This is a genomic window from Streptomyces sp. MGP-P1 (genome assembly GCF_057766565.1).
The window spans coordinates 1106962-1122004 of the sequence record NZ_JBYMEM010000001.1 but is presented as its reverse complement, the minus strand read 5'-3'; the positions used below and the strand labels follow the sequence as shown (position 1 = coordinate 1122004).

At 72.4% G+C, this 15043-nt stretch carries 13 protein-coding genes and 1 riboswitch; of the genes, 9 read left to right on the top strand and 4 right to left on the bottom strand.

All coding sequences use genetic code 11. The features are described from left to right. Positions 1-76 precede the first annotated feature (76 nt). A complete protein-coding gene (gene cobF, locus AC3CH1_RS05055) occupies positions 77-865 on the top strand; it encodes a precorrin-6A synthase (deacetylating) (RefSeq protein ID WP_488461745.1) in 789 nt (262 codons plus the stop codon). Positions 866-954: 89 nt separating this feature from the next. On the opposite strand, the gene AC3CH1_RS05050 is transcribed toward cobF, so the two are convergent. Then, positions 955-1152 (bottom strand): hypothetical protein, encoded by a 198-nt coding sequence (locus tag AC3CH1_RS05050; protein WP_018961481.1) that lies wholly within the window; start codon positions 1150-1152, stop codon positions 955-957. Between the two features lie 327 nt (positions 1153-1479). After that, positions 1480-1694, top strand: a riboswitch (cobalamin riboswitch). A 164-nt stretch (positions 1695-1858) separates the two neighbouring features. Between AC3CH1_RS05050 and metE the strand changes: the two genes are divergently transcribed. The 3 genes from metE (at position 1859) to AC3CH1_RS05035 (ending at position 7571) form a co-directional block, all read left to right on the top strand. Beyond that, on the top strand, positions 1859-4183 hold the full coding sequence (gene metE, locus AC3CH1_RS05045) for a 5-methyltetrahydropteroyltriglutamate--homocysteine S-methyltransferase (RefSeq protein ID WP_488461744.1): 2325 nt from the start codon (positions 1859-1861) through the stop codon (positions 4181-4183). Positions 4184-4593: 410 nt separating this feature from the next. Continuing rightward, the gene (locus AC3CH1_RS05040) at positions 4594-6117 is read left to right on the top strand and encodes a pyridoxal phosphate-dependent decarboxylase family protein (protein ID WP_488461743.1); all 1524 of its coding nucleotides are present in this window, start codon (positions 4594-4596) and stop codon (positions 6115-6117) included. 62 nt (positions 6118-6179) lie between these two features. Further along, positions 6180-7571: a lysine N(6)-hydroxylase/L-ornithine N(5)-oxygenase family protein gene (locus AC3CH1_RS05035; protein ID WP_488461742.1), complete on the top strand. Its 1392-nt coding sequence runs from the start codon at positions 6180-6182 to the stop codon at positions 7569-7571. A 76-nt stretch (positions 7572-7647) separates the two neighbouring features. Here the strand turns inward: AC3CH1_RS05035 and AC3CH1_RS05030 are convergent, their stop codons facing one another. Further along, entirely contained in the window at positions 7648-8610 is a 963-nt protein-coding gene (locus AC3CH1_RS05030) for an electron transfer flavoprotein subunit alpha/FixB family protein (RefSeq protein ID WP_488461741.1), read from the bottom strand. A gap of 60 nt (positions 8611-8670) precedes the next feature. Further along, entirely contained in the window at positions 8671-9456 is a 786-nt protein-coding gene (locus tag AC3CH1_RS05025) for an electron transfer flavoprotein subunit beta/FixA family protein (protein ID WP_488462150.1), read from the bottom strand. A gap of 168 nt (positions 9457-9624) precedes the next feature. On the opposite strand from AC3CH1_RS05025, the gene AC3CH1_RS05020 reads away from it, so the two are divergent. Both AC3CH1_RS05020 and AC3CH1_RS05015 read left to right on the top strand, forming a co-directional pair. Next, the gene (locus AC3CH1_RS05020) at positions 9625-10416 is read left to right on the top strand and encodes a TetR family transcriptional regulator (RefSeq protein WP_488462149.1); all 792 of its coding nucleotides are present in this window, start codon (positions 9625-9627) and stop codon (positions 10414-10416) included. Positions 10417-10541: 125 nt separating this feature from the next. Next, positions 10542-10922, top strand: coding sequence for a Zn-ribbon domain-containing OB-fold protein (locus AC3CH1_RS05015; RefSeq protein WP_488462148.1), 381 nt, complete (start codon positions 10542-10544; stop codon positions 10920-10922). Between the two features lie 44 nt (positions 10923-10966). Here the strand turns inward: AC3CH1_RS05015 and AC3CH1_RS05010 are convergent, their stop codons facing one another. After that, the gene (locus tag AC3CH1_RS05010; protein ID WP_488461740.1) at positions 10967-11662 is read right to left on the bottom strand and encodes a type 1 glutamine amidotransferase domain-containing protein; all 696 of its coding nucleotides are present in this window, start codon (positions 11660-11662) and stop codon (positions 10967-10969) included. Between the two features lie 369 nt (positions 11663-12031). Here AC3CH1_RS05010 and AC3CH1_RS05005 point away from each other — a divergent pair, with 369 nt between their 5' ends. The 3 genes from AC3CH1_RS05005 (at position 12032) to AC3CH1_RS04995 (ending at position 14969) form a co-directional block, all read left to right on the top strand. Then, the gene (locus AC3CH1_RS05005) at positions 12032-12877 is read left to right on the top strand and encodes an inositol monophosphatase family protein (protein WP_488461739.1); all 846 of its coding nucleotides are present in this window, start codon (positions 12032-12034) and stop codon (positions 12875-12877) included. Between the two features lie 97 nt (positions 12878-12974). Continuing rightward, positions 12975-14390 (top strand): phytoene desaturase family protein, encoded by a 1416-nt coding sequence (locus AC3CH1_RS05000; RefSeq protein WP_488461738.1) that lies wholly within the window; start codon positions 12975-12977, stop codon positions 14388-14390. A gap of 45 nt (positions 14391-14435) precedes the next feature. Continuing rightward, positions 14436-14969, top strand: coding sequence for an O-acetyl-ADP-ribose deacetylase (locus AC3CH1_RS04995; RefSeq protein ID WP_018955169.1), 534 nt, complete (start codon positions 14436-14438; stop codon positions 14967-14969). The last annotated feature ends 74 nt before the right edge of the window (positions 14970-15043 follow it).

The window sequence follows — 15043 nt, the reverse complement described above, 5'->3', positions numbered from 1 at the left end:
GTGAGCCGGGCACGAACGTCTACAACGCATGCGCGGGACCGCTTCATCCCGCCGACCCCTGGCATGATCGGCCGACATGAGCGACGCACCCCGTCACATCCTCGTCATCGGCATGGGCGCCGGCGACCCCGACCATCTGACGCTCGCCGCGGTGAAGGCCATGCGCCGGGCCGACGTCTTCCTCGTGCTGGGAAAGGGCAAGGAGAAGGACGCGCTGACCCGGCTGCGGCGGGACGTCCTCGACGAACACCTGACCGGCCCCTACCGCGTCGTCGAGGCCGAGGACCCGTGGCGGGACCGCACCCAGCAGGACGCCGGGCGCTACACCGCGGCGGTGCACGACTGGCGCCACCGCCGCGCCGACATCTGTGAACGCCTGATCATCCAGGAGCTAGCACCGGGGCAGTGCGGAGCCTTCCTCGTGTGGGGCGACCCGTCCCTGTACGACAGCACCCTCGCGATCCTCGACGACATCCGAGACCGCGGAACGGTGGAATTCAGCCACGAGGTGATCCCCGGCATCAGTAGTGTCTCCGCCCTCGCCGCCCGGCACCGCGTCACCCTGAACCGGGTCGGCCGCCCCGTCCACATCACCCCCGGGCGACGTCTCGCCCAAGGATTCCCCGAGGACTGCGACCTCGTCGTGATGCTCGACGGCCACGAGAGCTTCACGCAGCTGACGGGCAGGGGATGGTGGATCCACTGGGGCGCCTACATCGGGACCCCGGAGGAGATCCTGGTCTCCGGACCGCTCGACGAGGTGGCCGGCCGGATCAGCGGGCTGCGTGCGGAGGCCCGCGAACGGCACGGCTGGATCATGGACACCTACCTGCTGAGCCGACCGTCCGGCGCGGGCGGCGACTGACGGCCGATGACTGCCGGGTCCACGTCGAGGCGCGGGCGGGGGAGGGCCTCCGCACCTCGTCGTCGGACCGACAGCGGTGTCAGGGGTGTTCAGCGCCGGGTCTCGTGCGCCCTGATCACGCCGAGCCCGTGCCCCAGGCTCGGGCATTCGGCGGTGAGGTCGTCGCCCCGCACCAGGTAGTCGTGCACCCGGCCGTCCGCCGGTCGTTCGATCGCGCGATACAGCGTGCCGTTCACGGTGATCGTCCAGTCGTCGCCGTCCTGGGCCCACCCGACTGTCTTCTTCATCTGGCGTTTTCCGTTTCCTCGGTCGGCCTCGCCGCGGGTCGGCGGCCGTGTAGTGGGAAGAAGAACGGCTTGTGACGCTCGGTGGTTCCGCAGTCCCTACGCCATTCGGTTATATCTGTGTCACTGTCACGTCCAGTGGACGCGTCCGAACTGACCAGCGGTCAGCACGCGGCTGACGAACGGCCGAACGAGCGGAGAACGGGCGTGGCCCGGCGTGGTGTCCCGCCGCGACGGAGTCCGGGCTGGAGTCGGGGGAGTTCGCCGACCCGTGTCTCACGTCACCATCCGAAGTGTGAACAACGGTGTGCGCGGGCCGGGAGTCCGCCTAGGCTGATCCGCGCAACTGGTTCGCCCTGTCCGCCAGGCAGGGTGTCGTAAGAGGGAACCCGGTGGGAATCCGGGACTGCCCCGCAGCGGTGAGTGGGAACGACCGCCGTCATACGCACTGGGCCCGGCCGGGTCTGGGAAGCGACGGCCACTAGGTGTCTGCCCCGGCAGACGTGCCCGCGAGTCCGAAGACCTGCCCGTTGCCCGCACGCGACCGTTCGCGTGCGGAGATCTCGGTGACCTCGTGGGCGGGTCGGCGTAACCATCGGCGGACGGACACGGTTCCACGTGTCCCGGTCTCCGCCCGGTGCGTCATCCCTCCGCGTCCGCGTCCCGTCCCGGGGTCTGTCCCGCAGACACGCTCGCGAAGGAGAGTCACGTGACAGCGAAGCCCGCAGCCGCGGCAGCGCAGGCCACCGTGTACGGCTACCCCCGTCAGGGCCGGAACCGTGAACTGAAGAAGGCCATCGAGGGTTACTGGAAGGGCCGCGTCGACGCCGACGCCCTCCGGGAGACCGCCGCCGAGCTGCGCCGGGGAACCTGGCAGCGGCTCGCCGAGGCCGGAGTCCACGAGGTGCCGACCGGTGACTTCTCGTACTACGACCATGTCCTGGACACCAGCGTCATGGTCGGCGCCGTCCCCGAGCGGCACCGCGAGGCCGTCGACGTCGACGCTCTCGACGGCTACTTCGCCATGGCCCGGGGCACGCAGGACGTCGCCCCGCTGGAGATGACGAAGTGGTTCGACACCAACTACCACTACCTGGTCCCTGAGTTGGGGCCGGACACGGCGTTCACCGCCGACTCCGCCAAGCAGGTGGCCGAGTTCCAGGAGGCGTTGGCCCTCGATCTGACGCCCCGGCCGGTGCTGGTCGGACCCGTCACCTATCTCCTGCTCGCCAAGGCGGCCCCCGGGGTGGCGGCGGACTTCGAGCCGCTGACCCTCCTGGACCGGCTGCTTCCCGTGTACGCCGAGGTCCTCGCCGACCTGCGCGCGGCGGGCGCCACCTGGGTGCAGCTCGACGAACCCGCACTCGTCCAGGACCGCACCCCGGCCGAGCTGAACGCCGCCGCCCGCGCCTACCGCGAGCTCGGCGGGCACGCCGACCGGCCCCGACTGCTGGTCGCCTCCTACTTCGGGCGGCTCGGCGAGGCGCTGGCGGTCCTGGCCAAGGCCCCCGTCGACGGGCTGGCCCTGGACTTCACCGAGTCCGGCGCGGGGAACCTCGACGACCTCGCGGCGGCCGGCGGACTGCCCGACAAGCGCCTGGTCGCCGGTGTCGTGAACGGCCGCAACATCTGGATCAACGACTACGAGAAGTCGCTCGCCACCCTCGGCACCCTCCTCGGCCTCGCCGACCGGGTCGACGTCTCCGCCTCCTGTTCCCTCCTCCACGTCCCGCTGGACGCCGACGCCGAGCAGGGCATCGATCCGGAGATCGCCCGCTGGCTGGCCTTCGCCCAGCAGAAGACCGAGGAGATCGTCGTCCTGGCCCGCGGTCTGGCCGGCGGCACGGACACCATCGCGGCCGAACTCGCGGCCAACCGCGCCGACCTGGCCTCCCGCACCGACGCGGCGCTCACCCGCGACCCGGCCGTCCGCGCCCGTACGGCGGCCGTCACCGACGCGGACGGCCGACGCTCCCAGCCGTACCCGGAACGCGCCGCCGCCCAACGCGCCCACCTCGGGCTGCCGCTGCTGCCGACGACCACCATCGGCTCGTTCCCGCAGACCACCGAAGTGCGCACCGCGCGCGCCGACCTGCGGGCGGGGCGGATCGACGAGGCCGGGTACGAGGAGCGCATCAAGGACGAGATCCGCGAGGTCCTCTCCTTCCAGGAGAAGGCCGGACTGGACGTCCTGGTGCACGGCGAGCCCGAACGCAACGACATGGTCCAGTACTTCGCCGAGCAGCTCACCGGCTACCTCGCCACCCAGCACGGCTGGGTGCAGTCCTACGGCACCCGATACGTCCGGCCGCCGGTCCTCGCGGGCGACATCTCGCGCCCCGGGCCGATGACGGTGCGCTGGACGACGTACGCGCAGTCGCTGACCGCACGCCCCGTCAAGGGGATGCTCACCGGCCCGGTCACCATGCTCGCCTGGTCCTTCGTCCGTGACGACCAGCCGCTCGGCGACACCGCCCGCCAGGTGGCCCTCGCCCTGCACGACGAGGTCAACGACCTGGAGGCCAGCGGCACTTCGGTCATCCAGGTCGACGAGCCCGCGCTGCGCGAGACGCTGCCGCTGCGGGCGGCCGAGCACGCCGCGTACCTGGAGTGGGCGACGGAGTCCTTCCGGCTCGCCACCTCCGGGGTGCGGCCGGACACCCAGATCCACACCCACATGTGCTACGCGGAGTTCGGCGACATCGTCCAGGCCATCGACGACCTCGACGCCGACGTCATCAGCCTGGAGGCGGCCCGCTCCCATATGCAGGTCGCCCGCGAACTGGCCGCCCACGGCTACCCCCGTGAGGCGGGCCCGGGCGTCTACGACATCCACTCCCCGCGCATCCCCAGCACCGAGGAGGCGGCGTCCCTGCTGCGCAAGGGGCTTGAGGCCATCCCGGCGACCCGTCTGTGGGTGAACCCGGACTGCGGCCTGAAGACCCGCGGCTGGCCCGAGACCCGTGCCTCCCTGAAGAACCTGGTCGCCGCCGCGCGGAAGATCCGCGCGGAGCTGCCCACCGAAGCGGCGTGATCCGGGCCCGGTGCGGGAGCGGTCACCACCGCCCCCGCACCGGGCCCTGCCCGTACGGCTCCGGAGCGGGCACCCTCGGCCGGGGCCGGGCCCCACACGTCTGCGCAGGCGGGCGGGGTCGCCGCACGGGTGCCCGCATGGGCCGTCGGCTCCGTCCCGACTACGCTCGGGGGAACGGTAGTTCGGACGCCGGTGGGTCACCCCGTACGACGGCAACGCGTTCTTTCGCACGGTCGGAGTTAGGTTAGCCTAACCAGCGAATGCCCGGTTGTGGATCTTTCCGCGACCGGCGCCGCCCCGCGCGCGGGGCGGCACACCCGCACGACCCGCCGCGTACTCCGACCGAAGGACTTCGCCATGTTGCGTGCTCAGGGCCTGCCGTCCTGCGAACTCCCCGTGGAGCGTGGGGTGTGAGCGACGGTACGCAGCCGGCTCCCGGCCCGGAAGGACCGCGGGAAGGTCTCGTCGCGGGCGGTGCGCACGGGCCGGACCGGCTACGGGCCCTCACCGCGATCGTCCTGGACGCGCTGGAGAAGGCCGCCCCGGCCCGGGGCGGCCCGCTGCCCGCCGGAGGGCCCGAGGCCGTGGCCCTGAACACCCTCGCCCTCTGCACCCCGGTCCTGCCGGAGGAGGGCATCGGACCCGAGGCCGCTCTCGGCGACCTGGTCCGCGCGATCGCGGAAGGGGCTGCCGATCCGGCCGACCCCGCCTGCGTCGCCCATCTGCACTGCCCGCCGCTCGCCGTCGCCGTCGCGGCGGACCTGGCCGGGGCGGCCCTCAACCCCTCCATGGACTCCTGGGACCAGGCGCCCGCCGCCGGGGTGATCGAAGAGCTGACCACGGCCGCCCTGGCCCGCCTGGTCCACCCGGCGGCCCCCGCCCCCGACGCACTCATCACCAGCGGCGGCACCGAGTCCAACCTGGTGGCCCTGCTCCTCGCCCGGGAGCGGGCAGCCCCGGGCGCCCTCCGGGTGGTGACCGGAGCCAACGCCCACCACAGCGTCCACCGCGCCGCATGGATGCTCGGTCTGCCCGCCCCCGTGGTCGTCGCCTGCCGCGACGGCCGGATCGACCCGGCCGCCCTCGACGACGAGATGGCCTCCCTCGCCGGGGCACCCCTGCTGGTCGTCGCCACCGCAGGTACCACCGACGAGGGACGCATCGACCCGCTGCCGGAGATCGCCCGTGTCGCCGAGCGGCATGCGGCCCAGCTCCACGTCGATGCCGCCTACGGCGGTCCGCTGCTGTTCAGCGAGCGGCTGGCCCCGCTGCTCGCGGGCCTGCAGCACGCCGCCTCCGTAACGTTCGACCTGCACAAACTCGGCTGGCAGCCGGTCGCCGCCGGAGTGCTGGCCGTCGCGGACGCCGGGATGCTCGCGCCGCTGTCCCTGCGCGCCGACTACCTCAACGCCGACGACGACACCGAGGCCGGACTTCCGGACCTGCTGGGCCGTTCGATCCGCACCACCCGGCGCCCCGACGCCCTGAAGATGGCGGTCACCTTCCGGGCGCTCGGCCGCCGGGGGCTCGGCGAGCTGGTGGAGCACTGCGTGCGTACGGCACAGGAGTTCGGCCGGGCCGTCGACGCCCGTCCCGCGTTGCGCCGCCGCCCCGGCGACATCGGGATCAGCACCGTGCTGTTCCGCCCCGCGGTGGCCGACGCGCTGCCGGACGAGGCGGGCGACGCCGTGGTCGCCGCTGTCCGCCGCGCTCTGCTCGCCGAGGGGCGTGCCGTCCTCGGCCGCGCGGTCGCGGAAGACGGCGACGGCCGGCGCCGCCTGTGGCTGAAGGCCACCCTGCTGCACCCGGACGCGGCCACCGCCGACCTGCTGCCCCTGCTCGACCTCGCCACGGCGGCGGCCGACCGTGCGGTGGCCGAAGCCGAGGCGGCCGAGGACGCCGACGCCCCCGTGGCGGAAGGGCTGTCGACATGACGCGCAGGACGCGCCCGGGACGACCCCCCCGCCGATCCAGCGACCCCCGCCGGAGGAACCCGATGACGCCCGGACAACGCACGCCGCCCCTCGACCTGCTGGGAGTGGGGGCAGGGCCCTTCAACCTCTCTCTCGCCGCGCTCGCCGACGGCGTCCCCGGGCTGCGCACCGTCTTCCACGAACAGCGCGCCGCCTTCCACTGGCACCCGGGGCTGCTGATCGAGGGAGCAACACTCCAAGTACCCTTCCTGGCCGACCTGGTGAGCCTTGTCGAGCCCACCAGCCCCTGGTCCTACCTCAATTACCTCAAGATCCGCCGCAGGCTCTTCCCCTTCTACTTCGCCGAGCAACTCCACATACAACGCTCCGAGTTCGACAGCTATCTGCGCTGGGTGAGTACCGAGCTTCCCGCCACCCGCTTCGGTCACCGGGTCGACACGGTGGCCTGGGACCCCGGACAGGACGCGTTCGCCGTGGAGTTCACCCGGCTGGGACCCGACGGGGAGACGCTCACCACCGGGCTCGCCCATGCCCGCAACCTCGCTCTCGGCGTCGGCACGGCCCCTCACGTCCCCGAACCGCTGCGGGAGCTGGTCCAGGACCCGGCCGCCGTCGTGCTGCACTCCGCCGACTACCTCTCCCAGCGGAACCGGCTGCTGGCCGCCCGCCACATCACCGTCGTCGGCTCGGGCCAGTCGGGCGCCGAGGTCCTGCTGGACCTGCTGCGCTCCCGACCCGAGGGGGCGGAGGGGCTGACCTGGCTGGCCCGTACGCCCGCGTTCGCGCCCATGGAGTACAGCAAGATCGGCCTGGAGCAGTTCACCCCCGACTACACCCGCTACTTCCACGGACTTCCGCAGGCCACCCGGGACCGGCTCCTGCCCCGCCAGTGGCAGCTGTACAAGGGCGTCAGCGGGGAGACGCTCGGGGACATCCACGACGAGCTGTACCGGCGCAGCCTCGGCGGAAACTGGCCCGAGGTGACCCTCACGCCCGGCATCGAGGTCACCGATGCCACCGTCACCGAGGCAGGGCGCATCGAACTCGGTGTCGAACACGGCCAGCAGGAGGCGCGGGGCCGGCTCGTCACGGACGCCGTCGTCCTCGCCACCGGATACCGGGAGCGCCCCGTCGACACGCTGCTCGCCGCTCTGGACCCGTACATCGTCCGCGACGAGGCCGGGCGTCCGCAGGTCGACGCGGCCCAACGGCTCGTCCTGGCACCGGAGACAGCCGGGTCCGTCTTCGTGCAGAACGCCGAACGGCACACGCACGGCGTCGGCGCACCGGACCTGGGCCTGGCCGCCTGGCGTTCCGCCGTCATCGTCAACGCGCTGACGGGCAAGGAGTTCTACCCACTGCCCGAACGCACCGCCTTCACCACGTTCGGCCTCGGCGCACAGGACCGCGACGACCGGGAACCCGCGTCACGTCAGGCCGGGGAACGGCGGTGACGACGGTGCCGGAACGGCCGCGGGCCGCGCGGTGGGGTTCACCGTGCGGCCCGGGGCGGGGTGTTCGTCAGGGGGGTCAGCCCTTGCGGGTGTTGATCTCCTCGGTGAGCTGGGGCACGACGGTGAAGAGGTCGCCGACGACGCCGTAGTCGACGAGCTCGAAGATCGGGGCCTCGGCGTCCTTGTTGATCGCGACGATGGTCTTCGAGGTCTGCATCCCCGCCCGGTGCTGGATCGCGCCGGAGATACCCGAAGCGATGTACAGCTGCGGCGAGACCGACTTGCCCGTCTGCCCGACCTGGGAGGTGTGCGGGTACCAGCCCGCGTCGACCGCGGCACGCGACGCACCCACAGCGGCGCCCAGACTGTCGGCGAGCGCCTCGATGAGGGGGAAGTTCTCCGCGCCGTTGACGCCACGGCCGCCGGAGACCACGATCGCCGCCTCCGTCAGCTCCGGGCGGCCCGTCGACTCACGCGGCGTCCGCGACGTCACCTTCGTACCCGTCGCCGTCCCACCGAACGACACCGACAGGGCCTCCACCGTGCCGGCCGCGGCGGCCGGCTCCACGGGGGCCGAGTTCGGCTTGACCGTGATCACCGGCACACCCCGGGAGACCCGGGACCTGGTCGTGAACGACGCGGCGAACGCGGCCTGCGTCGCCACCACACCCTGGTCACCGGCCTCCACATCGGTGGCGTCGGTGATGATGCCGGAACCGACCCGCAGGGCCAGGCGGGCGGCGATCTCCTTGCCCTCCGCCGAGGACACCACCAGCACCGCCACCGGGCCGACCGCGTCGAACGCCGCCTGCAGCGCATCGACCTTCGGCACCACCAGGTAGTCACCGAACTCCGGGGCATCCGCGGTCAGGACCTTCACCGCACCGTGCTCACCCAGCACGGAGGCGGTCGCCCCGGCACCGGAACCCAGCGCCACCGCGACCGGGTCACCGATACGGCGGGCCAGCGTCAGCAGCTCCAGGGTGGGCTTGCGGACCGCACCGTCCACATGATCGACCAGAACAAGAACTTCAGCCATGACAACGCACTCCAGACGAGAAATGACGAGAGAGAGAAACAGCGGGGAAGGACATACGGCCTAGATGAACTTCTGGCCCACGAGGAACTCGGCGAGCTGACGGCCGCCCTCACCCTCGTCCTTCACGATCGTGCCCGCCGTCCGCGCCGGACGCTCCGTCGCCGAATCGACCGCCGTCCACGCACCCGCCAGACCGACCTCGTCCGCCTCCAGCCCCAGATCATCCAGACCCCAGGACTCCACCGGCTTCTTCTTCGCCGCCATGATCCCCTTGAACGACGGGTAACGGGCCTCACCGGACTGGTCGGTCACCGACACCACCGCCGGGAGCGAGGCCTGAAGCCGCTCGGACGCGGTGTCACCGTCACGCCGCCCCGTCACCACACCCCCGTCCACCGCGACCTCCGACAACAGCGTCACCTGCGGCACACCCAGCCGCTCCGCCAGCAACGCCGGCAGCACACCCATCACACCGTCCGTGGAAGCCATCCCACAGACCACCAGGTCATACCCGGCCTTCTCCACAGCCTTCGCCAGCACCAGCGACGTGCCCATCACATCACTGCCGTGCAGATCGTCGTCCTCGACGTGAACCGCCTTGTCCGCACCCATCGACAACGCCTTGCGCAACGCGTCCCGGGCATCCTCCGGACCCACCGTCACCACGGTGATCTCCGCATCGTCCACCCCGTCAGCGATCTGCAACGCCTGCTCGACCGCGTACTCGTCCAGCTCCGACAACAGACCGTCGACATCCTCACGATCCAACGTCAGGTCATCGGCGAAACGCCGGTCACCGGTCGCGTCGGGCACGTACTTCACACAGACAACGATCCTCAAGCTCACGCCGGCTCTCCTGCCTACCTGGGTGTGGTCCCACCTGGGTGTCATTCGTACTGACGACAGATTATGGCACTCAGTACCCTCTGTAAAGGTACGCAGTGCCAAAACGCTCCTTCCGGTGCTACGTTTCGCCGCATGAGCGAGGCGCGAGGACCCGAGAAGAAGGCACCCATGCGGGAGGCGCTCGCGCAGGCGGCGTTCCAGCTCTTCCTGGAGCGGGGCTTCGAGCGGACGACCGTGGACGACATCGTGGCCCGGGCCGGGGTGGGCCGGCGTTCGTTCTTCCGTTACTTCCCGTCCAAGGAGGACGCGGTCTTCCCGGACCATGAGCGCTGCCTCGTCGAGATGACGGAGTTCCTGGCCGCCGTCGACGACAGCGACCCGGTCGGCGCGGTGTGCGACGCCGCCCGCATCGTGCTGCGGATGTACGCGGCCAACCCGGAGTTCTCCGTGCAGCGTTACCGCCTCACCCGGGAGGTGCCGGGGCTGCGGACGTACGAACTGTCGGTGGTGCGCCGTTACGAGCAGACCCTCGCCGGATATCTGCGCGGCCGGTTCGGTGCGGGCGGGGACGGGGAGTTGAGGGCCGAGGTGATCGCCGCTTCGGTGGTCGCCGCGCACAACAACGGGCTTCGGCTGTGGCTGCGTTCGGGCGGCGAGGGAGACCCCGAGGCGGCCGTCGACCATGCGCTCGCCCTGGTGCGCGAGGTGTGGGGGCGGACCGCGGCGGAGGCGGGCGCGCCGTCGCCGGCGGTTGGGAGCGGGGGAGCGGAAGGGCTTCCGGGTGGTTCCGTGACCGGCTCGAAGGCGACCCTTCCCTCGGCCCCCTCGTCCGCCGGCTCCCTTCCCGCTTTCCCCTTTCCCGTCTCCGGCGACGGCGAGGTGATCGTGATGGTCGCGCGGAAGGGCACCCCGATGTGGCGTGTCGTGCAGCAGATCGAGGCGGCCGTCGGCGAGAACTGAGTACCAATGGGCACTCAGTGCCTTTACGGCCCGGCACTGAGTGCCATATGGTGCGGACGCGCCCGCAGTGCAGGTGCGGCGCGTCCGAGTCGAGCGCAGGGGGTCGAGCCGTGTCCCAGACAACCATGGGCACCGTGACGAGCACCGTCCAGAAGGCGCACGAGGAGTGCGGCCTCTCCTACAACCGCTGCCGCTGGTGCGGCACCGCCTCGTTCCGGCGGCTGCTGTGCCCGGTGTGCGCGTCGAGCGAACTGGAGCCCGAACGCACCACCGGCCACGGAGTGGTCGTCCGGACTGCCGTGGTCCACCGCTACACCGAGGCGGCGCGCAACGAGTCCCTCGTGCGGTTCTCCGAAGGGTTCGTCTTCCGCTGCCGGATCGTGGGGGCTGCTCCGCACCTGGTGACGGTCGGTGCGCGCGTCCGGCCCGTCTCCGGGGACGAGTCGGAGACGGGCGAGGTGGTCCTGGAACTCTGTGACCCGCCCGCACGGCGCGACTGGGTGTGAACGTCCCGGCCGGTCGGCCGGTCGGCGAACCGCCGGTCGGCCGGTCAGCCCAGCCGGTTGAGCATTTCGGCGGCCAACGGCACGGAGGAGGCCGGATTCTGACCGGTGATCAAATTGCGGTCGGTGATGACGAACGGCGCCCAGGGCTCGCCCTCCTGGAAGTCCGCGCCCAGCGCCACCAGCCGGTCCTGGAGCAGCCACTTGGCCTTGTCCGCGAAGCCCGCCTGGGTCTCCTCGGTGTTGGTGAAGCCGGTCAGCCGGTACCCGGCGAACGCGGATCCGCCATCGGGGCCGGTCGCGGCCAGCAGCGCCGCCGGGCCGTGGCAGACCACACCGAGCGGCTTGCCCGAAGCCAGCACCCGGACGAGCAGCCGCCCGGAGACGGGATCGACCGCGAGGTCCTCCATCGGGCCGTGGCCGCCGGGGTAGAAGACGGCGTCGTAGGCGTCCGGGTCCACGTCCTCCAGCGCGACCGGCCGCCGCAGCTCCTCGAACGCCTCAAGACCGGCCGCCACCGCGTCGGCGCCCTCCTGGCCGCCGTTGACCTCGGGCGCCAGGCTGCCGCGGTCCACGGTCGGGACGACGCCGCCCGGGGTGGCGACGACCACCTCGTGCCCGGCGTCGGTGAACGCCCGGTACGGAGCCACGGCCTCCTCGGCCCAGAAGCCCGTGGGGTGGGCCGTGCCGTCCGCCAGGGTCCAGTGGTCCGCGCCGGACACCACGAAAAGGATCTTTGCCATGCTGTACATCTCCGTTGGTCGGGGTGGCTGACCAGGCCGACGGTAGGTCCGGTCGGGCCAGGATCCGCCTCCCGCCCCCGTGTGCCGGAAAGAGGCTTCCGACGGGGCGGCGGCGATCGGCCGTCCGGCGGATCGCCTGCCCGCGGCGGACGGTCCGAATCATCCGGTGCGGCGGAATCGGGTGGACGGCTCATCCGGTGCGGGGGACTCGGGGGACCGAGCGCAACGCCGCCGGGATCCCCGATCACGGCGTCTCGGCGAGCTTGCGCAGGTGGGCCCGGTGACGTCCGGATCGCCCCGTCACCCCGTCGGAGATGTCCGCATTCACCCGGGGAACGCGTGCTCGTACGGCCGTGCTTAGCTGGAGCCATGATCGATGACTTCCTGTACGGGACCGCCGGGCACACCGGACCGCCGGCCGAGGTCGAGGCCGCCGTGCGCGCCGCCGCCGCGGCCGAGATCATGCCGCGGCACCGGAAGCTCGCCGCTCACGAGATCATCGAGAAGAGCGGCCCCCACGACCTGGTCACCGCCGCCGACCGGCTGGCCGAGGAACACCTCACCGCCGCCCTCACCAAGCTGCTGCCCGGCTCGGTCGTCGTCGGCGAGGAGTCCGTGCACGCCGACCCGGCGGTCTACGACGCCCTCGGCGGCGACGCCCCGGTCTGGATCGTCGACCCGGTCGACGGCACCCGCCAGTTCGTCCGGGGCGAGGCCGGCTTCTGCACCCTGGTCGCCCTCGCCCTCCACGGCGAGGTGCACGCCTCCTGGACGTACGCACCGGTCCGGGACGAGATGGCCATCGCCGTACGCGGCCGGGGCGCCACGCTCAACGGGGTGCCGATACGCTCCGGGGCGCCCGCGCCCGGCGCCGTGCTGGACGTGGCGATGTCGCACCCCGACCACACCAACGAGGCCCAGAAGCGGGCCCTGCTCGGCCTGCGCACCGAAGGCATCGCGGCCCGCCCCTGCGGCTCGGCCGGACTCGAATACCTCGCCGTCGCCCGCGGGGCCCTGGACGCCACCGCCTTCAACTGGGAGTACGCCTGGGACCACGCCGCGGGCCTGCTCCTGGTCACCGAGGCGGGCGGCGTCCAGTCGACCCTGTCCGGCGCCCCTTTCCGTATCGCGGGCGGCAACGACCTGCCGTTCACGGCGGCCCGCGACGAGGCCACCGCCCAGCGCGTCCTGGCAGCCCTGCGCACGGACGGCTGACCCCGCCCGGCCGGGCACCCGGGGTACCCGCGTCCGCACGGTCCGTGGCGGCGAATATCCTGGGGGTCCGCCTGCCGGCCGACGAAGGAGTCCCAAGGTGCCGTCGATGCTCGATGCGGTCGTGGTGGGCGCGGGTCCCAACGGGCTGACCGCCGCGGCCGAACTGGCCCGCCGGGGCCTCGCGGTGGAGGTCCACGAGGCGCACGACACCGTCGGTGGGGGAGCCCGCACCGAGGAGCTGACCCTTCCGGGGTTCCGGCACGACACCTGTTCCGCCGTGCACCCCCTGGCGATCGGCTCACCCGCGTTCCGGGCGATGCCCCTGGCCCGGCACGGCCTGGAGTGGCTGCACTCCGAGATCGACCTCGCCCACCCCTTCCCGGACGGCACCGCCGCCGTGCTCACCCGCTCGGTGGGCGAGAGCGCGATGTCGCTGGGGGCCGCCGACGCCGGTGCCTACCGCCGCCTCATGGCCCCCTTCCTCGGCCGCTGGGACACCCTGGCCCCCGACTTCCTGCGCACCCCCTGGGACGGCCTGCCCCGGGACCCCTATTGGCTGGCCCGCTTCGGCCTGCTCGGCCTCCAGCCCGCCACCTGGGTCTCCCGCCGCTTCGCCGGTGAGAAGGCCCGCGGTCTCTTCGCCGGGCTCGCCGCCCACGCCATAGCTCCCACCAGCGGATTCGCCACCTCGGCCATCGCCCTCGTCTTCGCGCTCGCCGCCCACGAGAACGGCTGGCCGGTGCCGCGCGGCGGCTCCCAGGCCATCTCCGACGCCCTCGCCTCCTACCTCCGGGAACAGGGCGGCACGATCCGTACCGGCAGCGAGGTCAGGCGCCTGGACGAACTCCCGCCCGCCCGCGCCTACGTCTTCGACACCTCGCCCTCCGCGCTCGCCCGGATCGCGGGCCTCGGCTCCGCCTACCACCGCTACCGCTACGGCGCCTCGGCCTTCAAGATCGACTACGCGCTGTCGGGCCCCGTCCCCTGGACCGCCTCCGAGGCCCGCCGCGCGGGCACCGTCCACATCGGCCCCGACGCCGGGACCATCGACACCGCGCTGAAGGCGGCCGTCGAGGGCCGCGACCCGAGCGTCCCCTTCCTCATCACCGCCCAGCCCAGCCTGACCGACCCCTCCCGGGCCCCCGAAGGACGCCACGTCTTCTGGGTGTACGGGCACGTCCCGGCGGGCTGGGAGGGCGACGCCACCGACGTCATCGAACGCCAACTGGAGCGCTTCGCCCCGGGATTCCGCGACCTGGTGCTCGCCCGTGCCCTCGCGGGCCCGCCCCAACTCGCCGCGCGCAACGCCAACTATGTCGGCGGCGACATCGCGTGCGGAGCCTTCGCCGGCCTCCAGACGCTGATCCGCCCCAAGCTCGCCCGCGTCCCCTACGCCACCGCGCACCCCGCGGTCTTCCTCTGCTCCTCGGCCACCCCGCCCGGCCCCGGGGTCCACGGCATGTCCGGCCACCACGCCGCCAAGGCCGTATGGCGCAGGCTGCGGGCCTCCTGAACGGACCGGGCGGCGAAGGCTCCCGGCGCGCGGCATGATGTCCGCATGAGCACCTCTGTCTCCCCCGCCGTACGTCTGGTCCGCGGCGACATCACCGACCAGTCCGTCGACGTCATCGTCAACGCGGCGAACTCCTCGCTGCTCGGCGGCGGCGGAGTCGACGGCGCCATTCACCGGCGCGGCGGGCCCGACATCCTCGCCGCCTGCCGTGAACTGCGCGCCTCGCACTACGGAAAGGGACTGCCCACCGGGCAGGCCGTCGCCACCACCGCCGGACGCCTCGACGCCCGATGGATCGTGCACACCGTCGGCCCCGTCTTCTCCGGCGCCCAGGACCGCTCCGCCCTGCTCGCCTCCTGCTACCGCGAATCCCTGCGCCTGGCAGCCGAGTTGGGGGCCAGGTCCATCGCGTTCCCGGCGATCTCCACCGGCATCTACGGCTGGCCGATGGATGACGGGGCCAAGATCGCCGTGCGTACGGTCCTGGCGGAGACCGTGGAGCCGGTGGAAGAGGTGCGCTTCGTCCTCTTCGACGCCCACGCGTACGTGGAGTTCGAGGAAGTCCTCGCGATGCGCTGAGGCCGCGCCCCCGACCATCGAAAGGGCTCGGACACCTGTCGGATTTCCGCGCGAGGACCCTGTCGGATTTCCGC